Origin of the sequence: Paracoccus sp. J56, from assembly GCF_019633685.1 — a bacterium.
Taxonomy (GTDB): Bacteria; Pseudomonadota; Alphaproteobacteria; order Rhodobacterales; family Rhodobacteraceae; genus Paracoccus; species Paracoccus kondratievae.
The window spans coordinates 1-18,742 of record NZ_JAFL01000015.1 but is presented as its reverse complement, the minus strand read 5'-3'; the positions used below and the strand labels follow the sequence as shown (position 1 = coordinate 18,742).

Sequence of the window (18,742 nt, the reverse complement as noted above, 5' to 3'; positions counted from 1 at the left end):
GGATCACCCCGGCAGCACGACGAAGATCAGCCACAGCACGACCGGAGCAACCACCGTCACCAGCGCGCCATAGTTCAGCAGTTTGCGGAAAAATACCTGACGGTCTATCCCGCGCGCATTGGCAAGGACCAAAGCGCCATTGGTCGAGAAGGGACTGACATCGACGATGGTCGAGGCAACCGCCATCCCGGCGATGAAGCCGATCGCGCCAACGCCGGTATCGCCCTGCAGGAACGGCACCGCCAGCGGGATCAGCGAACCAAGCACCGCCGTAGACGAGGCGAACGCCGAGACCACCGCCCCGATAAAGAACAAAAGCAGTGCCGCAAGCAGCGGCGAAGCCATGCCAGCGACGCTGTCTCCGACAAAGTCGATGGTGCCCATATGCTCCAGCACCGCGACATAGGTCGAAACGCCGGTGATCAGCATGATCTCGGGCCATGCGACCTGCGCCATCGCGCGTTTCTGCATGGTAGGGTCCCAAAGCGCGAGCCCAAGGCCGATGGTCAGCGACACGAACCCGATATCAAGGTTCAGCGCCAGCACCAGCACCGCCAGCAGGGCCAGCGCAGCAAGGGTTACGATCTGGTAAAGCGTGCCTTCGGCCTGCCCGATCTCGGGCTCTTCGGCAACAAGGCGATGGGATTCGCCGCCGCCTTCTTCGCCGATGCGGCGGCTTAGCGCCTCGGCCTCGCTGTCGCCAAAGATCTGCGGCCCGGTCGCCGGACGGGCGATCTCAAGGTGCGGTACGGTCACCGGCTCGATCTGCTCGGGCTGGGCCTGCATCAGCTTGCGCCCGCCCAGCACCATAAAGAGCAACAGCGCCACCGCCGCGTTGACGAAAAAGCTGGCGGCAAAGGTCGCCATCGGCGACAGCGGCAACCCGGCCTTGGCGACGACACCATTGGTGATACCGCCATAGATGCTGATCGGCGAAAAACCACCCGCCTGCGCACCATGCACGACCATCAAACCCATCAGCAGGGGCGAGATCTGGTAGCGAAAGGCGAAACCCAGTGCGATGGGCGCAACGATGGCGACCGCACCGGGGCTGACCGCCCCGACCGAGGTAAGGATGGCCGAGATCACGAACATGATCCACGGAATCGCCCCGATCCGGCCCCGCACTGCGCGCACGGCCATGCGCACCAGCCAGTCGATGGTGCCGTTGTTCTGCGCCAGCGCGAACAACCAGGTGATGCCGACAAGCGTCAGGAAAAGACCGCTTGGAAAACCGGCGATAATCTCTTTGGCGGCCTGTCCGGCCAGCAGTGTGCCAACCAGAAAGGCACCGACAAACGCCAGCACCCCCATGTTGATCGGCCAGATCGTGGCGACGACGAACATCCCCGCCAGCACATAGATTGATAGCAGATGTGGGGTCATGCGCGGCTCCTCTCCATGCAAACCTCCTTTTGCCGCGTTGCGGCCTGTCAGTTCCCCGCGCCCTCCTCTGACGCGCGAATCCACATCTGTCTGTTATACGTATATTCTTCGCTGTTGTATATAACAAATCAAGACATGGATAAAAGCCGTAAAGCCGCTTATCTTATGGGAAAAAGGCAAAGGAGGCGTTCCATGGCGCGAATCCCCAACACGCTGCGCATCCGCAACGCGCTGGAAAACGCCATTGTAGAGGGCAAATATCCGCCCGGCGCGCGGCTGGATCCCGAGGCGCTTGAGCAAGAGTTCGACGTCTCGCGCACGCCCATCCGCGAGGCGCTGCACCAGCTTGAGGCATCGGGCCTGGTGCGTGTGGTCCCCAAGCGCGGCACCTTTGTCACCGAATGGAGCGCCAGCGAACTGGCCGAGCGGTTCGAAGTCATGGCCGAGATCGAGGCGACTTGTGGCCGCCTTGCCGCCCGTCGCATTACCGAGGCCGAGCTGGCCGCATTTGAACATGTGCACGAGGAATGCCGCCGCCTGTGCGAGGCGGGTGAGGTCGAGGCTTATTACGCCCGCAACTCGGATTTTCACCATTGCATCTATCGCGCCACCCATAACGACTTTCTGGCGCAAGAGGCCGCGCGGCTGCATGCCATGCTGCAACCCTATCGGCGCATGCAGCTAAAGGTACGCAACCGGATGATGCGGTCATTTGCCGAACATGACGCGGTGGTGGCACGGATACGCGCGGGCGATGATGAGGGCGCGGCCGAGGCCCTGCGCAGTCATGTCATCGTTCAGGGCGACCGCTTCCACGACCTGATCGCGGCGCTGCGTCAGGAACGCTGACAAATCATGTCCAGCCTGGAAAAGCGCTGGCGCTGAGCCGCCCCGGAATGGAATAAAGGCCTGAACGGGACGGTGGAGATGCCAATGCGCTATTTCGATTTCAGTACCTGGCATGGGGTTCTGACGACGCTGCTTGGCATTGCGCTGTTCACGCTGATCGGGGTGGGCATCCGGGTCCTGATGCAGCTGACCATCCAACAGCGCCAGCAGCGCATGAACCGCCAGATCAACGAGCGGCTGCGGGTGCTGATCGCTGCCTATAAGGTTCTGGGCGGCTCATTCACCGGCGAATTGCTGGTCGACCCATCCCATCTGCGCGATCTGCGTCAGCGCGCGCAGGAGACAGATGATGAAGCCGCTGGCCCGGCCGGCTCGGACCGGGCGCGCCGCATCCGCGATGCGGTCGAGGCGGCGCTTTCCGACATCATCCTGTTGGGGACCGAAGAGCAGGTGCGGCTGGCCAGCCATGCCGCGGCCGAGATGGTGGCCGGACGGCCAATCCATACTGCCGAACTGGTGATCTCGCTGCGCGATTTCATTCGCAAGGCGCTGGATCTGGGACCGGTCCCGGCCGATGTGACTATCCCCTTGCAGGGTCCGGCCCGCCAACAGTCGGGCAGTGCGCGCGGCGGCCGGGGCGAGGGCGGCGGCCGCTCTGGCGGGGGTGGTGGCACAGGCATGGGCGGTGGTGGCACAGGTGCAGGTATGGGCATGGGGATGGGGCTTGGCCGCCATGCCGATGATGCCTCATAGGGGGGCTGGACCCTGCCTAATTCAATCCTGCCTTGCGCAGAGCATCCACGTAAAGATCAAGGTCTTCGGGGTCGCGCAGGGGCGGCACCTTCTTCCAATGGTCGATGGTGAAATTCGGATGCACGCGCATCACCTCGCGGGCATGGTGGCGTGCCTCGTCCATATTGCCCAGGAGGGCGTGACTGGCGGCCAGCAGGCGGTGGGCCTCGGACCGGTCGCGCATGCGGTAAAGCGCCTCGATGGCGCGGGCGTAATCGCCCATGTGGAAATAGCTGTCGCCAAGGAACCACAGATAGGCGTCGGGGTGATAGGGATTCAGCCTGATCGCCCGCTCGATCAGTTGCACCGCACGCTCACCCTGACGGACATAGGCCAGGCAATCGCCCATATAGGCCAACAGATCGGCGTCATTGGGGTTCAGGGCCAGGGCATGTTCATAGGCAGCGATCGCCTCGTCATGCTGCTTTTTGTAAAGATGGGCGAGGCCCATTTCCGAAAAACCGCGCGCGTCCAGATGATCGCATTCAACCGCGCGTTTGGCGAGATCCAGCGCCCGGTTCAGTGCCGCATCGGGATCGTTGGTCCAGTTATAGCGCCATTCGACGTTAAAGGTACGCGACATGGCGGCATAACTGCGGCCGTATTGAGGGTCCAGCTCTTGCGCCTGTTCAAACAGGCGGCGGGCGTGCAGGTTCGCCTCTGGACGAAAGCGAAAGCCCATATCCTGGCCGCGCAGGACAAGGCCATAGGCATATAGCGCGGGGTGGATCTGTTCGGCGAGGCGGCGGCGCTCAAGCGTCTCGATCTGGATGGCAACACGCGCCGCTGTCATGGCCGCAACATCGTCCTGAAAATCAAAAATGTCAGCCATGGTGCCGTCGTAACGTTCGGACCACAGGGTATTTTCGCTTTCAGCCTCGATCAGGTCCACGGTGATCCGCAGACGGTTTTCGGCACGGCGCAGGCTGCCGGCAAGCAGATAGCGCACACCCAGACTCCGGCCGATCTCGCGCAGCGAACTGGCTCCGGCCGCCGCCACGAAAGAGGAATGGCGCGCAATCACCATCAGATTGCGGAACCGGCACAGGCTGGTGATCAGATCGGCGACGATGCCCCGGCAGATATAAAGATCATTCGGATCGCCCGAAATATTCTCAAGCGGCAGAACGGCAAGCGAGGCATCTGTCATCGTCTCGCGCCCCGGCCGGGCAAGGGCCGAGGCATCAGCACCGGCAGGCAGGGCCGCATCGGTCTCGGCCGAGGCGACGGCAAAGACCTCGACCGGGGCCGAGATATTTTTAAGCCGCTTGCGGCCAAGCGAGCGCAGGATCAGCGCCGGATTGTCGCGCACCAGCTGATAAACCGTATCGGTGACACAGATCCCCCCCGGTGCGGCAAAGCTTTGGATCCGGGCGGCAAGATTGACGGTGTGGCCATAAACACCGTCCCTGCCCGCGAAAACATCACCGATCGAGATGCCGACTCGATAATAAATCGGCTCTGCGCTCCCGGTCCATGCGGTTTCGCGCGCCAGTTCGCGCTGCATCGCCAGCGCGAAATGCAGCGCCTTTTGGACACCTTCAAAGACCGCGACCAACCCGTCGCCCGCCGTATTGACGACAGCGCCTCCATAATCGCTGACCAGCCCACGGATCAGATGCTGGGACCGGGTCAGGCGCGCGACCGTCCCCGCCTCGTCCTTTTCGACAAGGCGCGTGTAGCCATGCACATCGGCATAAAGCACCGCCAGCTGCCTGGGGCCGGACAGACTTGACTGCACACACATCGTCCTGACGCCAACTCCTCACCCTGCCTCATTTGGTCGTTTGGAATGCTTACGACCTGCGGGGCAGGTCAAGCCACACCCCCCTGAACTGTCAAGTCTAGATGACGGAAACCGGGCATGCATTGGCTTAAGTGCTTGCAAAGCAAATTTTCATCGCCAAGACCCGGTTCTACCATCCCATCGCCGCCCGCTGAGCAGAGGAGAAAAGCGCATGACCCTTGCCTCGCCCTGCCTGATGGCGCTGCGGGCCGAAACTGAAAAGCAGCACCGTCGCGGGACCCATCGCACTGTGCCGCCTGCCCAGACATTGGCGCGGCTGACCGCACTGATGCCCGCGATAGGGATCACGCGGCTGGCCAATCTCACCGGGCTCGACCGGATCGGGCTGCCCGTCACGATGGCCTGTCGGCCCAATGCGCGCTCGCTTGTCGTGGCGCAGGGCAAGGGATTGGACCTTGCCGCCGCCGGGGCATCGGCCCTGATGGAGGCGGCCGAGCTTTACCATGCCGAACATATCGAGCAGCCGCTGAAACTGGGCGGTCAGGCCGAACTTGCGCCCACCCATGACTTTGCCGATCTGGCGCGGCTGCCAAGGATCTCGGACCGCTTTCACCCCGATCTGGTCATGCTGTGGATCGAGGGGGATGAGCTGGTTTCGGGCAGCAGTCGCTGGGTACCGTTCGAGATGGTGCGGGCGAATTACACCCTGCCCCCGCCACCCGGCAGCGGCTGCTTTGAATGCAGCAGCAACGGGCTGGGCGCGGGCAACAGCATGGGCGAGGCGCTTTGCCATGCTATCTGCGAGCTGATCGAGCGTGATGCGACCACCCTGTGGAACGCCCGCCCTGATCGCCGCGCCGACACCGGGCTTGACCCCGACAGCATCGACGACCCGGCCTGCCGCGAGGTACTGGCGCAGCTTCAGCGCGCCGGGTTCGGCATCACGCTGTGGGAAACGACAAGCGACATCGGTGTACCTTCTTTTTTCTGCCTGCTTACCGACCGGCGCGATCCTTTGCATCACCACGGCATCGGCGCTGGCACCCATCCCTCGCCGGGGATCGCGCTGATGCGTGCCCTGACCGAGGCGGTGCAGGTGCGCATGACCTATATCTCGGGCGCGCGGGACGATCTGTCACCGGCCGAATTCACCGCCCGCCACCGGGCCGAACGCGCCGCCGAGGCTGACGCCCTGCGCGCCGCCCATCACCCGCGCCGTGATTTCGCCGCCATCGCCGATCAGGCACAGGACAGTTTTGCCGGTGATCTGGAGTGGCTGCTTGAACGGTTGCAGGCGACAGGGATGAATGAGGTCGTCGCGGTTGATCTAAGCAGGCCGCAGCTGGGACTGCCGGTGGTGCGGGTGGTCATTCCGGGGCTTGAGGGGCCGGACGACCACGCTGCTTATCGCCCCGGCCGCCGTGCCCTGGCGATGGAGCAGGCGCAATGACCGCGATCATCTTTGCCGGACCCAGCCTTGATGACAGCGACCGCGCGGCATGGCCCGGCCTTCAGTTCCAGCCGCCGGTGCGTCAGGGCGCACTTTACGCCGCAGCCTGCCTGCGCCCCCGGGCAATCGGTGTCATCGACGGCTATTTCGACGGGGTACCGGCTGTTCTGCACAAGGAAATCCTGTGGGCGCTGTCACAGGGCATCGCGGTATTCGGCGCATCCAGCATGGGTGCCCTGCGCGCGGCCGAACTGCACCAGTTCGGTATGCGCGGCATCGGCCGCATATTCGAGGATTACCGTGACGGCCGCCTGACCGATGATGATGAGGTCGCCCTGTTGCACGGCCCGCCCGAAACCGCCTACCCCGCCCTCAGCGAACCCATGGTCAATATTCGCGCCACCATCACCCGTGCGCAGGCCGAGGGCGTGTTGGATGCCGCCGAGGCCAGCGCGCTGACCGCCGCCGCCAAGGCGCTATTCTATCAGGACCGTTCATGGCCCGAGGTTCTGGCGGCCGTCCCCCTGCCCGCCCCGGCATGCGAGCGGCTGCGCGACTGGCTGCCCCGTGGCCGCGTCGATCGCAAACGCGAAGATGCGCGGGCACTGTTGCAAGCTGTCGCCGACCACCTCGCATCGGATGAGCCACCCATATCGCCCGGCTTTACCTTTGAATTGACCGAGGCCTGGGCCAATGCGTCATGGCTGACCCCTGCACCTCGGGAAGAAGGGCCTGACGCCGACGCTATCCTTGACGAACTGCGGCTTGAAGGCCCGGCCTATGCCGAGGTCAGACAGGCGGCACTGTTGCAGCATCTCGCTGATCAGGCCGCCACGCGCGAAGGGCTGAAGCTGCAACCCAAAGAACTTGCCAAAGCAGCCGAGGATCTGCGCCTGCCCCTTGGCCTTTTGCGCAAGCGCGACCTTGATGAATGGGCACATAAGAACGGCCTTGACGATGCCGGGCTGGCGCGGCTGATCCGCGCCCGTGCAAGCGTGGAAAATCTGGCGCGACGGCTGGATGGGGCGCTGCGCCCGGCAATGCTGGATCAGTTGCGGCTGCAAAACCGGTATTCCACGCTGCGGGACAATGCGCTGGCCAGCCCCGATCAAGGGACGCCGCGTACCCCGCCCCGGCCGCTGCTGCTTGCATGGTATTTCGAGACACGCCTTGGCCGCGAAATCCCCGCTGATCTGAATGAGTATGCGGCAGGATTGGGATTGTCCGACCTTGATCGGTTCTTCGAGCTGCTAGGCAAGGACTTCGCCCGGCATCATTCGCGCTGACGAAGCAGATCGACAGAGACCCTGCGCTCGGCTATCTTTACACATCGTGTGGTCGCCATAGCGTTTACCTTGTGCGATTCCCGCGTCTTGCACTCGCCAGCCCGGCGATGGCGCTCTGCCCCTTGGATAGCGCAGCATAGGAGCCATGATGCCCGAGACATTGCTCAGCCCGTCAAACATCCTGCTTTTCGGCCGCTTGCTTGAGGATCTGGTGATCCGCACGCAGCCCAAAGACAAAGCCGGTTCCAAGGGGGGCGAAGGCGGCAGCCTTGGCACCTCGGGACAGCTGGAACAGCAGCTGCGATCCGAAGGGGCGGCGTTTGCCCGCATCTACGGCTATGGCCAGAACGGCCTTTACCATGTCCTGCCCCGACCGGCGCTGTTTCTGGTCCATGGGCAGGGCGAGCCTGCAAGCCGCGTCCTTTCTGGTCTGGGGCGCGAGGGCGGCGGCGATCAGACACAAGGCATTCCGATGCCGCTGGATGATCTGCGCGTCTGGTCCTATGACAAGGCCGACTATTCGATCCGCATGGATATGCAAAGCGGGACGGTTGAGCAGCTTTTGCAGGGCGGCTCGCGCAGCCGTAGCCGGCGCGGCATGAGCATGCGCGGGATGAGCATCAACAACAACAGCACCAAGGAATGATCAGGCCGGGGCGCCGCACGACAGCGGCGCCTGAACCCGCCTAGATCTGTTGCAGCGCAGCCTGCCCGGCTGATCGCAAAGGCGGGCGGGCCATTGGTGCGGCTGTATCCGGCGTCTCGCGGCTTAGCGCCAGCGGCTCGGCGATGGCCGCCGCGATTTTACGCCACAGCGGAACCTCGATCTCTAACCGCCGCGCAACGAGCTCTCGGCCCATGGCACGGGGAGCCAGCCGCATCAGCCCGCGATAATCCGTCGCCAGCGTACACAGCAACCGGTCAAGGGCCTGCAAATCCTTTTCCAGCAGACCGGTCACCATGAATTGCGCATTGGCCTGGGTGGCGATGCACAGCGCCGCCGCCACCTGTTGCGATCCCTTGCAAAGGTCGCGGTACTGGCCGGCAAGCTGGGTCAGCAGGGCCATGGGGCGGGCAAACTGACGGGCATCAAGGCGATAGGGCTCGATAATCTTTTGCAGCTCAAGCTCGCACATGACCATGCGGCCCGAGGATTCGATCAATGTCGTGCCAAACGCAAAGCGGCGGGCAAGCGGCATCGGCTCACCCTCTTTCAAAAGCTCTTCGATGGCGAAGGCAAGCTCAGAGGCAAGCTTTTCGATCCGGCCACAGGCATGCATCATCGGCCCCTCGCTGCCTTCGATCCGTTGCAGCTCGACCGCAAGCGCGCCCCAAAGCCGCTGCTCGCCAAAGCGGATCATGCTGGCCCCGCGCGGTGCGCGCCGGGCATGGCCGCGCAGAATGACGCGACAACGGTCAAGCTCGCCAGCCGCAGCCTGCAGATGCTCGGCAATCGGGGATCCGCCGTTCACGTCATAACCCGCCATCGCCGAGGAAAGCCCCTCGATCTGGGTTAACAGTGCCTGTGTACGCGGCAAAAGATGCTCAAGCCCATAGCGCGACATGGCGCGCAGCCCGGTCTCGGTCTCGGTTGTGGCGCGGGCAATCGCGCTGGTATCGCGGGTGGCAATCTGGCTTATCTGCCGCTCTTGCAGGCTCGCCCGGGCCTGCACATGCAGGGCGGTCAGACCTACACGACGCAACACCTCGGCGCTGGCGGCAAGCTGATCGGTGACACGGCATGTTTCGTCTGGTCGATTCGGCATGGTCACACTGACCTCCGGTTAACGGAGTGTTCGCCGTTGTTCTTGACTGATCAATCGGTAAAAATCTGTGCGGAAGCGCACAAAGGCGGTCTGGACAGACGCCAACCAGAACCGGACAGGGAAAAGGAAAGGGCGCGGAGGAATGACGAAAACGCTTGGGCTTGGCGATCTGGAGTGGTTTGCAGATCTTACCCCACAGCAGCTTGCCCAGATCGAGTCCATGATGCGGCGACGCCATTTCGCCCAGGGACAGCTGATTTTTGAGCGGCGCGACCCCGGAGAAACGGTGTTTTTCGTGCTGTCTGGGAACGTGCTGGCCGTGCATTGGACCAGCACCGGGCGCGAGATCGTCTATAGCGACATCGGCCCCGGCAACGCCTGTGGTGAGCTGTCGGTCCTTTCGGGTGAGCCGCGCTCACTGTCGCTTTACGCCCGCAACGCCTGTACGCTTTACGAATTGCCCGGCGCCGCGCTGCTGGAACTGATGGACAGCCAGCCCTCGGTCCGGCGCGCGATTACGCTGCATCTGATCCGGCGCGTGCATGCCCTGACTGACCGGGTGCATGAGCTGACCTCGCTCAGCGTCGAAGAGCGGCTGCGCGCATGGCTTTTGCGGACTGCGCTTGATCGCGGCGGGCTAAAGCCCGGTCGGGTCCTGCCCGATGTTCCGACCCATGCCGAGATCGCCAATATCGTCGGCGCGAATCGCGAAGCAATCAGCCGCGGCCTTGCCAAGCTAAACCGCGAAGGCGTGATCGAAAGCGGCCGCCGCACCCTGCGCATCCTGCGCCCCGAGGCGCTGTTTTCCAATCCGGCTGAGTGACGGGGCGCGTAAAGCGCCCCCTTTTGCCTCAGGCGGCCAAGGCCTCGTCCGGGGTGATCGCGGCCAGACCCAGAGAGGCCCCCACCGGGGGCGAGGTCAGCTGCCCCTCATGCGTGGCAAGGCCCGCGCGCAGATGCGCATCCTCTTGCAATGCGCGGCGCCAGCCCTTGTCCGCAAGCGCCAGCAGAAAAGGCAGCGTCGCATTGCCAAGCGCCTGGGTCGAGGTTCGCGCCACCGCACCCGGCATGTTCGCCACGCAGTAATGAATTACCCCATCGACCTCATAGATCGGGTCCTGATGCGTGGTCGCGTGCGATGTCTCAAAACAGCCCCCCTGATCTATAGCAACATCGACCAGCACCGCACCGCGCGGCATGGTGGCAAGCTGGTCGCGCGAAACCAGCTTGGGTGCTGCAGCGCCCGGCACCAGAACCGCACCAACCACCATATCGGCGGTCTGGATCAGGTCGGCGGTCGCTGCGGCGCTGGCGTGCTGGGTGGTCAGCTTGCCCATGAACAGATCGTCAAGCAGCGACAGGCGCGGCAACGAACGATCCATGACCGTCACATTCGCGCCCATACCGACAGCGACCCGCGCCGCCGCAGCGCCCACGACCCCGCCGCCGATGATCAGCACATTGGCCGGCCGCACCCCCGGCACCCCGCCCAAAAGCACGCCGCGCCCGCCATTTGCCTTTTGCAGCGCCCATGCGCCGACCTGAGGGGCAAGCCGCCCCGCCACCTCGGACATCGGCGCAAGCAGCGGCAGGCCGCCGCGTGCATCCGTCACCGTCTCATAGGCGATTGCCGTCACGCCCGAGGCCAGCAGGTCCCGCGTCTGCTCGGGGTCCGGTGCAAGGTGCAGATAAGTAAAGAGCAGCTGGCCACGACGCAGCATGGCACGCTCAGCTGCCTGAGGCTCTTTGACCTTCACGATCATCTCGGCCTCGGCAAAAACGGCAGCGGCATCCGGGACGATCCGCGCCCCGGCGGCCAGATAATCCTCATCCGCAAAGCCCGCGCCCTGCCCCGCGCCGTCCTCGATCAGGACCTGATGACCATGCGCTGCGGCCTCGGCAGCGGCGGCGGGCGTCATGCCCACCCGAAATTCCTGCGGCTTTATTTCCCTGGGGCAGCCGATCTTCATGTGTTTTTCCTCCCATGCGTTATGGTGTTTTATGCGATCAGTCTGTCACTGCTGCCGCGCAAATGCTTGCGAAAGCTGGGGGTGCTGGCGCGGTAAGAATGAAATAGTTCAGCCAAACTACGCCATATTGACGAAGATTATTCGGCTTCATCGCCCACAGGCGCAAGAACCGCCGACAATGCGGACGGTCCGGCTTGCCCCTGCGCCGGGCGGGGCTATGCTTTGGTTTTCGGGATCAAACGGGGGACGATATGGGGCAGCTGATCGACGGCGTCTGGCACGACGAATGGTACGACACCGCAAAATCGGGCGGACGGTTTCAGCGCAGCGTCACGACCTATCGCAACTGGGTCACCCGGGACGGCAGTCCCGGTCCCGGCGGGCGCGGCGGCTTTGCCCCCGAAAGCGGGCGCTATCACCTCTATGTCTCGCATGCCTGCCCCTGGGCGCATCGGACGCTGATCTTTCGCGCGATCAAGGGGCTTTCCGATCATATCGACGTCTCGGTCGTTCATCCCGACATGCTGTCCGAAGGCTGGACCTTTGCGACTGATTTTCCCGGCGCGACCGGGGACCAGCTCTTTGGCCTGCCCTATCTGCGTGACATTTATCTTAAGGCCGACCCCAAGGCATCCGGCAGGGTGACGGTGCCGGTGCTGTGGGACAAGGTCCAAGGCACCATCGTCAGCAATGAAAGCGCCGAGATCATCCGCATGTTCAACAGCGCCTTCGACGACCTGACGGGCAACTGCGACGATTATTGCCCGGCCGCGCTGCTGGACCAGATCAATGCGATGAACGAGCGTATCTATGACCGGATCAATAACGGTGTGTACAAGGCCGGGTTTGCCACTTCGCAGACAGCCTATGACGAGGCGGTAGTGCCCCTGTTCCAGATGCTCGACTGGCTGGAAGAGCACCTCTCGGCCCACCGCTATCTTTGCGGCGGGCGGATCACCGAGGCGGATTGGCGGCTTTTCACCACCATGCTGCGCTTTGACCCGGTTTATCACACGCATTTCAAATGCAACCGCAAATGGCTGCGCGAATACCCCAATCTATGGGCCTGGACGCGTGAGCTATACCAATGGCCGGGCGTGGCCGAGACGGTGCATTTCGATCATATCGTGCGCCATTATCACTATAGCCACGCCACCATAAACCCGCATCGCATCATCCCGATCAACCCGGTCATCGACTGGGACGAACCCCATGGACGCGAACAGGCCGGCGGCTGAACAGACCGCCCCGAACATCCGGTGAGACACGGCGACGCAGGCTTTCCTAGAGTTTCTCTCTGGATTGACAAGCCGGGCTGTCGGCGTATTGATCTTTCGTGCCGCGCCCTTTCCGGACCGGTGATGGTGCCGCAAGATGCCCTGCACGCCCTGACGGCGGAACAGGCGGTGCGGCGGATTTCGAGGTATGCCAATGCTGGCACCGTTTCTTATCATGCTGCGAGAGGGGCTTGAGGCCGCTCTGATCGTCGGCATCATCGCCAGCTATCTGCGCCAGACAGGCCGCAAGGAATGGCTGCCCGCGATCTGGGTTGGCGTGCTTCTGGCGGTTGCGATGTCGCTGTTCGCGGGGGCTGCGCTGCAACTTGTGGCCGCCGGTTTCCCGCAAAAAACCCAGGAACTGTTCGAAGCGGTGATCGGCCTTGTCGCTGTTGTCGTGCTGGCCGGCATGGTGTTCTGGATGCGCCGGGCCGCACGTTCGATCAAGGCCGAACTGCAGGGTTCTGTTGATCAGGCGCTGGCCCATCCGGGCGGTGCCGGAACATGGGCGCTGATCGGCATGGTGTTTCTGGCGGTCGCACGCGAAGGGCTGGAATCGGTCTTTTTCCTGCTGGCGATCTTTCAGCAAAGCCGTGATGCCGCGGCCCCGATCGGCGCCGCGCTTGGCGTGATCGCCGCCATCGGCGCAGGCTGGGCCATCTATGCCGGTGCGCTGCGCCTGGATCTGCGGCGGTTTTTCCGCTGGACCGGGGTATTCATCCTATTGGTCGCGGCGGGGCTGCTGGCCGGATCGCTGCGCGCCCTGCATGAGGCCGGGCTGTGGAACGGCCTGCAAGAGCGTGTCTATGACCTCAGCCACGTGCTGCCCGAATCCAGCCCGCTTGGCACGGTGCTGTCGGGCCTTCTGGGCTATCGCGAGGCACCGACGCTGGGCGAGGCGCTGGCCTGGGGCCTGTTTCTTGCAGTCACGCTGGTGCTTTTCCTCAGGCCGCAGCCGGGTCCCCTGCCCGCCCCGGCCCAGATCGCAGGACGGAAATGAGCAAACCTTCCAAAGGCATCTATCTGGCCATCGCCGCTGCCGGGGCGCTGGCCGTCGCAGGCGGCGTGACATTCTGGTACGCTGCGCAAAAAAACGCAGCCACTCAGACGACGGCCGATCAGCTGGTCACCGTCAATGCCACCACCTGCGAACCGAACACAATCACCGTCCCCGGCGGGCGGCGCAGCTTTGAGATCGTCAATGCCAGCGACCGCCCTATCGAATGGGAGATCCTGGACGGGGTCATGGTGGTGGCCGAGCGTGAAAATATCGCCCCCGGCTTTCGCTCGACACTGGAGGTGCAGCTTGCGCCCGGCGAATACGCGATCACCTGCGGGCTGTTGTCGAACCCGCGTGGCACGCTGACCGTGACCCCCTCGGATGAGGCGGCGGCGGCAGCCTCTGAGGTCACGCTGCGCAAGTTCCTTGGGCCGTTGTCGGAATACCGCGTCTATCTGGTCATGCAGGGCAATGCCGCCGTAAAGGCAGCCGAGGCGCTGCGCGATGCCGTCGCCGCAGGCGATCTTGAGGCCGCGCGCGAGGCTTGGCGTCAGGCTCGCCTGCCCTATCGTCGGGTCGAGCCGCTGGCCTATCGCTTTTCGGACCTTGAAGAGCGTATCGACGTACACGCCGCATATCTGGCAAAGCGCGAGGCTGACCCCGCCTTTACCGGCTATCACCGGATCGAATACGGGCTTTTCGCCGAAAACAGCACCGAGGGGCTGACCCCGGTCGCCGAAGCTTTGGTCAAGGATCTGACCGAACTTGCGGCCCGGGTTAAGCAAGCCCCGCTGGATCCCGGCCTGCTGATCGAGATGCCGGGCGAAAGCGCCCTGCAAATCGCGCAAGGCCAGCTGCCACAGGGTGACAACCTATACGCCGGTAACGACCTTGAGGATCTGGGCGCAAGCCTCGACGGGATCGAAAAGCTGACCACCCTGCTGCGTCAGGTCGTCTCACAGGTTGATCCGGCGCTGGACAAGGTGATCGAACAGGACTTGCAGGCCACCCGCGCCCGTCTGGCCACAATCACCGCTGAAGGACATCCGAGCTATGGCGATGTCCCCAAGGATCAGCGCGAGGCGCTGGCTGCGGACCTGACCCAGCTGTTTGAAAGCCTGCGCAAACTGCAACCTGCCATTGGAATGAACTAGAAATGATCCGTCAGACCCCGCTTGCCGTCACGCGTCGCGACCTTCTTGGCCGGCTGGGATTGAGTGTGCTGGGCGGGACTGTCGCGGGGGGGCTTGGCCCCCTTGCGCTGCCTGCGCTGGCCGATGAGGCCAAGCCCGGCCATCAGGTGGTCGATGCACCCGCGGGCCATGCCGAAACGGCAGCGCAAAGCGTGCCCTTCTATGGCCCCCATCAGGCCGGCATCCTGACCCCCCGCCCGGCCAGCGGCATCTTTGCATCCTTTGATATCGTCGTCTCATCGCTTGATGAGTTCGAACAGATGCTGAAACTTTTGACCGAACGCGCCGTCTTTCTGACCCAGGGCGGCGAGGTTCCGGCCCGGGATCCCAAACTGCCGCCAACCGATTCCGGTCTGCTTGGCCCGGTGATCGCGCCTGACAACCTGACCATCACTCTGGGCCTCGGCGCATCGCTGTTTGAGCGGTACGACTGGCTTACCGGGCTAAAGCCCACGCGGCTGCAGCGCATGACGCAATTCCCGAATGACGCGCTGGACCCGGCGCTGTGTCATGGCGATCTGTCGCTGCAATTCTGCGCGAACCTGCCCGACACCAATATCCACGCCTTGCGCGACATCCTTAAGAACCTGTCCGAATTTCTGGTCATGCGCTGGATGATCGAGGGTTTCGTGCCACCGGTCCCACCCGCGGCCGATGGCTCGACCCCCAGCGCGCGCAACTTTCTTGGCTTCCGCGACGGTTCGGCCAACCCCGACGCCAATGATGCAGAACTGATGGATCAGGTGGTCTGGACCCATGGCGCAGATGAACCCGAATGGGCCCATGGCGGCAGCTATCAGGCCGTGCGCGTGATCCGTAATTTTGTCGAACGCTGGGACCGCGCACCGCTGTCCGAACAAGAGAACATCTTTGGCCGCACCAAGGTCTCTGGCGCGCCGCTTGATGCGCCAGAGGCCAGCGAATATGACGTGCCCGACTATGCCGCCGACCCTGACGGGGAAAAGACTCCGCCAGATTCCCATATCCGGCTCGCCAATCCCCGCACGCCCGAAAGCGCCCGCAACCTGATGCTGCGCCGCCCGTTCAACTATTCGCGGGGCGTGCAAAAGAACGGACAGCTTGATCAGGGGCTGTTGTTCATCGCCTATCAGGCCGATCTTGAGGCCGGTTTTATAGCGGTCCAGAACCGGCTGAATGGCGAACCTCTAGAGGAATATATCAAGCCGGTGGGCGGGGGTTATTTCTTTGCCCTGCCGGGCGTCGAGGCCGGGGATTACCTCGGCTCTTCCCTTGTCAAAGCAGCCAGGCGAAGCTGATCCGCCAAGCCGGAAATCCATCAAACGGGAGTTGGAAAAGATGGTCGGAAAATATCTCATAACAACGGCTCTGGCCTTGGCGCTTGGCGGGTTTGCCGCGCCTGCCATGGCGGCAGATCCCTCGCTGGATCTGGTCGCGCCTCTGGCCGAATATAAGCTGTATGTGGCTGAAAACACCGCCAAACTGGTCGAGGACACCACTGCCTTGACCGAGGCCGTCAAGGCGGGCGACGTCGAAAAGGCCAAGTCGCTTTTCGCCCCGACCCGCACCAGCTACGAAAAGATCGAACCAATCGCCGAGCTGTTCTCGGACCTTGATGTGTCGATCGACGCCCGCGCCGATGACTATGAAAAGGCCGAACAGGACCCTGCCTTCACCGGCTTCCACCGCCTTGAATACGGCCTGTGGGAACAGGGCTCGACCGAGGGGCTGGGCGAATATGCCGACCGCCTGCTTGCCGATGTGAAAGAGCTCGATTCGCGGATCAACGACCTGACCTTCCCGCCCGAAGTGGTGGTCGGCGGCGCCGGTGTGCTGATGGAAGAGGTCGCCGCAACCAAGATCTCGGGCGAAGAGGACCGTTATTCGCGCACCGACCTGTGGGATTTCGACGCGAACTTTGAGGGCGCGCAAAAGATCTATGAGCTGCTGCGCCCGCTGATCGCCGAATCCGAGGCGGATTTCGTCGCCAAGGTCGACGGGAACTTCAAGACCGTAGACGATGTGCTTGGGAAATACCGCACCGCCGAGGGCGGCTTTGTTTCCTACGAAGAGCTGACGGATGCAGACCGCAACGCGCTTTCAGCCAAGGTTAACACGCTGGCCGAGGACCTTGCGACCCTGCGCGGCAAGCTGGGTCTCGGCTGACATTTTCCTAACCGACGGGCGAAGCGGCACCGCTGCTCCGCCCCCTCCATCGCTCATGCGTTCGGCCAGAAATTCACAAAAAAATATCGTAATTTCTGTGCTTTACGTGGTTTCTCCGGAGATTTTCTCCGAGGTTGCATTTTTCCGCTTGCACCTCCCCGCGCGCCCTCCTATACGACGCCTCACACGGAAGCGGCAGACGCCGCCCGGACCTCCGGTGGGGCCATAGCTCAGTTGGTAGAGCGCTTGAATGGCATTCAAGAGGTCAGGGGTTCGACTCCCCTTGGCTCCACCAATAAAATCAAAGATTTAGATAGAAAAAGACACTGCTCACCGAGCCGGATTTTGCTTTGGGGTAACATCCGGGGTAACACGCCAACACCGTTGATCGTCAAGCCTGCCCTTCGGGGCGGCGGCTTGACTCACACTCGGCTCAAGGGCACCGTTCATGCGGCGACATATGGAGGGTGGTATGGGTCTATTGAGCTGGTTGTTTGGCAAGCCTGCTGCCCATCCGCCTCCCTCGTCGTCTGGCTTCACGCGCCCCTCAGCGCGCGCCCCAACGGGGCGTTTCGGAACCTCTAGGCATATGCCGCCCGGAGACTGGGTAAAGGCTACGATGATGGTGAAGGTGGCGGGCGTTAACCACCGCATTGAAGCCGTCGCAGGCTGGGCCGCTGCGGCACGACAGGCCGAAAGGGACGGACGCCATTACGGCCTGCGGCTTGAACCTGAGCCACACAACCCGCACGACCAGAATGCAATCGCTGTGTATGGCACCGTCGGCAATGACGAGTGGCATATCGGCTATCTTGATGCCGACATGGCGAAAGATGTAACCGAAGACATCCTCGCTCGCGGCCTTCCCATAGCGGCAGAACTCTATGAGATATGGGTAGGCGACGGCGGGTACACCGATATAAAGATGTTGGTGCTTGCCCCGCCCGGAAACAGCGAAAAGGCGCGACGCAAGCGCAAGCGTGACGCTTTATCCGGCTAGTCTTATAAGCTATTCCGACGCGAAACGTCGCTGCAAATCCGCAATTATTGCGGATTTCAGCTATCGGCCTGCCAGCAGCCGGTCGAGGCGGGCCGGGGTGAGGCGCTGGACATAGCGGCGCTTAGGCCTGCGCGGAGCAAGCGCGTGATCCAGCCTCGCTGCGGTGAGTTTGCGGGGAAAGTGGCGCAAAGTGCCGGTCGCATGTTTGTGCTTTGCTGCGCATGACCGCGAGCAGAATCGGGCATTGTCTTTGCGAGGATGAAACTTCACGCCGCATTGAGCGCAGGAGATAGCCTGGCGCTTCCTGGTCGCCTCCACCGCGCATAGATGGCTGCAAAAGCGGCGGCCCGGCTGGAAAAGGCTGCCACAGCTGGCGGATAGTCGCGCTGCAGCCGCCGCCATTCGTCGCTTCCTCTGTGCTGCCAAGGCGCAGGCGATAGAGCAATACTTCGCATCGCGTCTCATATGCGCAGATATGACCTCGCCACAGGTGGCGCAGGCCCTGTGTCAACGGCGGAGCAAAAGTCGGCCGGGGCGGCGGCGTAAAGTCCGGCCAGTTGGGGGGTGCGCCATGGTGCGCGCGCTGGCCACATAGCTGGCGCGAGCCATGGCGCACTGGCCCCTTAGGGCCAATCGTGGGTAGATATTTTATGGTGATCAGCGCTGTTTACGGGCTGTGCTGTTGGCGAGGCGATAGCTTTCGCCGTTCATCTCGATGATGTTGACGTGGTGGGTCAGTCGGTCGAGCAGCGCGCCGGTGAGACGCTCGGAACCGAAGGTTTCCGTCCATTCATCGAAGGGCAGATTGCTGGTGATCAGGGTCGATCTGCGCTCATAGCGCTGCGAGATCAGCTCGAACAGCAATTCGGCGCCGGTCTTCG

General features: G+C 63.1%; 17 protein-coding genes and 1 tRNA gene. 13 read left to right on the top strand and 5 right to left on the bottom strand.

The window, feature by feature from the left end:
* Window positions 1–3 precede the first annotated feature (3 nt).
* On the bottom strand, window positions 4–1,386 hold the full coding sequence (locus M511_RS12160; RefSeq protein WP_085502315.1) for an SLC13 family permease: 1,383 nt from the start codon (window positions 1,384–1,386) through the stop codon (window positions 4–6).
* A 192-nt stretch (window positions 1,387–1,578) separates the two neighbouring features.
* Here M511_RS12160 and M511_RS12155 point away from each other — a divergent pair, with 192 nt between their 5' ends.
* The gene (locus tag M511_RS12155; RefSeq protein WP_085502314.1) at window positions 1,579–2,235 is read left to right on the top strand and encodes a GntR family transcriptional regulator; all 657 of its coding nucleotides are present in this window, start codon (window positions 1,579–1,581) and stop codon (window positions 2,233–2,235) included.
* 84 nt (window positions 2,236–2,319) lie between these two features.
* On the top strand, window positions 2,320–2,988 hold the full coding sequence (locus tag M511_RS12150) for a hypothetical protein (RefSeq protein WP_085502313.1): 669 nt from the start codon (window positions 2,320–2,322) through the stop codon (window positions 2,986–2,988).
* A gap of 16 nt (window positions 2,989–3,004) precedes the next feature.
* Here the strand turns inward: M511_RS12150 and M511_RS12145 are convergent, their stop codons facing one another.
* Window positions 3,005–4,774, bottom strand: a complete 1,770-nt coding sequence (locus tag M511_RS12145) for a tetratricopeptide repeat protein (RefSeq protein ID WP_085502312.1) — start codon at window positions 4,772–4,774, stop codon at window positions 3,005–3,007.
* Window positions 4,775–4,985: 211 nt separating this feature from the next.
* Between M511_RS12145 and M511_RS12140 the strand changes: the two genes are divergently transcribed.
* The 3 genes from M511_RS12140 (at window position 4,986) to M511_RS12130 (ending at window position 8,156) form a co-directional block, all read left to right on the top strand.
* Window positions 4,986–6,224 (top strand): YcaO-like family protein, encoded by a 1,239-nt coding sequence (locus tag M511_RS12140; RefSeq protein ID WP_085502311.1) that lies wholly within the window; start codon window positions 4,986–4,988, stop codon window positions 6,222–6,224.
* The gene (locus M511_RS12135; RefSeq protein ID WP_085502310.1) at window positions 6,221–7,510 is read left to right on the top strand and encodes a TfuA-like protein; all 1,290 of its coding nucleotides are present in this window, start codon (window positions 6,221–6,223) and stop codon (window positions 7,508–7,510) included. The genes M511_RS12140 and M511_RS12135 overlap by 4 nt, the downstream gene beginning before the upstream one ends.
* Before the next feature lie 148 nt (window positions 7,511–7,658).
* Window positions 7,659–8,156 (top strand): hypothetical protein, encoded by a 498-nt coding sequence (locus M511_RS12130; RefSeq protein WP_085502365.1) that lies wholly within the window; start codon window positions 7,659–7,661, stop codon window positions 8,154–8,156.
* A 40-nt stretch (window positions 8,157–8,196) separates the two neighbouring features.
* On the opposite strand, the gene M511_RS12125 is transcribed toward M511_RS12130, so the two are convergent.
* Window positions 8,197–9,276: a hypothetical protein gene (locus M511_RS12125; protein ID WP_085502309.1), complete on the bottom strand. Its 1,080-nt coding sequence runs from the start codon at window positions 9,274–9,276 to the stop codon at window positions 8,197–8,199.
* Between the two features lie 142 nt (window positions 9,277–9,418).
* On the opposite strand from M511_RS12125, the gene M511_RS12120 reads away from it, so the two are divergent.
* A complete protein-coding gene (locus M511_RS12120) occupies window positions 9,419–10,099 on the top strand; it encodes a Crp/Fnr family transcriptional regulator (RefSeq protein ID WP_010395506.1) in 681 nt (226 codons plus the stop codon).
* Between the two features lie 28 nt (window positions 10,100–10,127).
* On the opposite strand, the gene ald is transcribed toward M511_RS12120, so the two are convergent.
* Window positions 10,128–11,246 carry an alanine dehydrogenase gene (ald, locus tag M511_RS12115; RefSeq protein WP_085502308.1) on the bottom strand — a complete coding sequence of 373 codons (1,119 nt, stop codon included), beginning with the start codon at window positions 11,244–11,246 and terminating at the stop codon, window positions 10,128–10,130.
* 251 nt (window positions 11,247–11,497) lie between these two features.
* Here ald and M511_RS12110 point away from each other — a divergent pair, with 251 nt between their 5' ends.
* The 7 genes from M511_RS12110 (at window position 11,498) to M511_RS12080 (ending at window position 17,861) form a co-directional block, all read left to right on the top strand.
* Window positions 11,498–12,484 carry a glutathione S-transferase family protein gene (locus M511_RS12110; protein WP_010395513.1) on the top strand — a complete coding sequence of 329 codons (987 nt, stop codon included), beginning with the start codon at window positions 11,498–11,500 and terminating at the stop codon, window positions 12,482–12,484.
* A 193-nt stretch (window positions 12,485–12,677) separates the two neighbouring features.
* Window positions 12,678–13,523 (top strand): iron uptake transporter permease EfeU, encoded by an 846-nt coding sequence (gene efeU / locus M511_RS12105; protein ID WP_139824583.1) that lies wholly within the window; start codon window positions 12,678–12,680, stop codon window positions 13,521–13,523.
* Entirely contained in the window at window positions 13,520–14,677 is a 1,158-nt protein-coding gene (efeO, locus tag M511_RS12100; RefSeq protein WP_085502306.1) for an iron uptake system protein EfeO, read from the top strand. Before efeU ends, efeO (M511_RS12100) begins: the two co-directional genes overlap by 4 nt.
* A 2-nt stretch (window positions 14,678–14,679) precedes the next feature.
* A complete protein-coding gene (gene efeB / locus M511_RS12095) occupies window positions 14,680–15,993 on the top strand; it encodes an iron uptake transporter deferrochelatase/peroxidase subunit (RefSeq protein ID WP_085502305.1) in 1,314 nt (437 codons plus the stop codon).
* A gap of 40 nt (window positions 15,994–16,033) precedes the next feature.
* Entirely contained in the window at window positions 16,034–16,861 is an 828-nt protein-coding gene (efeO, locus tag M511_RS12090; RefSeq protein ID WP_085502304.1) for an iron uptake system protein EfeO, read from the top strand.
* Between the two features lie 219 nt (window positions 16,862–17,080).
* Window positions 17,081–17,156 (top strand) — tRNA-Ala (locus tag M511_RS12085).
* Window positions 17,157–17,480: 324 nt separating this feature from the next.
* Window positions 17,481–17,861, top strand: a complete 381-nt coding sequence (locus M511_RS12080; protein WP_176224548.1) for an HIRAN domain-containing protein — start codon at window positions 17,481–17,483, stop codon at window positions 17,859–17,861.
* 657 nt (window positions 17,862–18,518) lie between these two features.
* On the opposite strand, the gene M511_RS12075 is transcribed toward M511_RS12080, so the two are convergent.
* On the bottom strand, window positions 18,519–18,742 hold a 224-nt coding region (locus tag M511_RS12075; RefSeq protein ID WP_139824582.1), incomplete at its 5' end, for an ATP-binding protein.

What these genes read in the sequence shown, in the direction of transcription:
- efeB (WP_085502305.1), top strand. Translation starts at nt 14,680, where the DNA reads ATGATCCGTCAGACCCCGCTTGCCGTCACGCGTCGCGACCTTCTTGGC.
- M511_RS12150 (WP_085502313.1), top strand. Translation starts at nt 2,320, where the DNA reads ATGCGCTATTTCGATTTCAGTACCTGGCATGGGGTTCTGACGACGCTG.
- M511_RS12130 (WP_085502365.1), top strand. Translation starts at nt 7,659, where the DNA reads ATGCCCGAGACATTGCTCAGCCCGTCAAACATCCTGCTTTTCGGCCGC.
- M511_RS12120 (WP_010395506.1), top strand. Translation starts at nt 9,419, where the DNA reads ATGACGAAAACGCTTGGGCTTGGCGATCTGGAGTGGTTTGCAGATCTT.
- efeU (WP_139824583.1), top strand. Translation starts at nt 12,678, where the DNA reads ATGCTGGCACCGTTTCTTATCATGCTGCGAGAGGGGCTTGAGGCCGCT.
- M511_RS12080 (WP_176224548.1), top strand. Translation starts at nt 17,481, where the DNA reads ATGATGGTGAAGGTGGCGGGCGTTAACCACCGCATTGAAGCCGTCGCA.
- M511_RS12110 (WP_010395513.1), top strand. Translation starts at nt 11,498, where the DNA reads ATGGGGCAGCTGATCGACGGCGTCTGGCACGACGAATGGTACGACACC.
- M511_RS12135 (WP_085502310.1), top strand. Translation starts at nt 6,221, where the DNA reads ATGACCGCGATCATCTTTGCCGGACCCAGCCTTGATGACAGCGACCGC.
- efeO (WP_085502306.1), top strand. Translation starts at nt 13,520, where the DNA reads ATGAGCAAACCTTCCAAAGGCATCTATCTGGCCATCGCCGCTGCCGGG.
- M511_RS12160 (WP_085502315.1), bottom strand. Translation starts at nt 1,386, where the DNA reads ATGACCCCACATCTGCTATCAATCTATGTGCTGGCGGGGATGTTCGTC.
- M511_RS12145 (WP_085502312.1), bottom strand. Translation starts at nt 4,774, where the DNA reads ATGTGTGTGCAGTCAAGTCTGTCCGGCCCCAGGCAGCTGGCGGTGCTT.
- efeO (WP_085502304.1), top strand. Translation starts at nt 16,034, where the DNA reads ATGGTCGGAAAATATCTCATAACAACGGCTCTGGCCTTGGCGCTTGGC.
- M511_RS12140 (WP_085502311.1), top strand. Translation starts at nt 4,986, where the DNA reads ATGACCCTTGCCTCGCCCTGCCTGATGGCGCTGCGGGCCGAAACTGAA.
- M511_RS12125 (WP_085502309.1), bottom strand. Translation starts at nt 9,276, where the DNA reads ATGCCGAATCGACCAGACGAAACATGCCGTGTCACCGATCAGCTTGCC.
- M511_RS12155 (WP_085502314.1), top strand. Translation starts at nt 1,579, where the DNA reads ATGGCGCGAATCCCCAACACGCTGCGCATCCGCAACGCGCTGGAAAAC.
- ald (WP_085502308.1), bottom strand. Translation starts at nt 11,246, where the DNA reads ATGAAGATCGGCTGCCCCAGGGAAATAAAGCCGCAGGAATTTCGGGTG.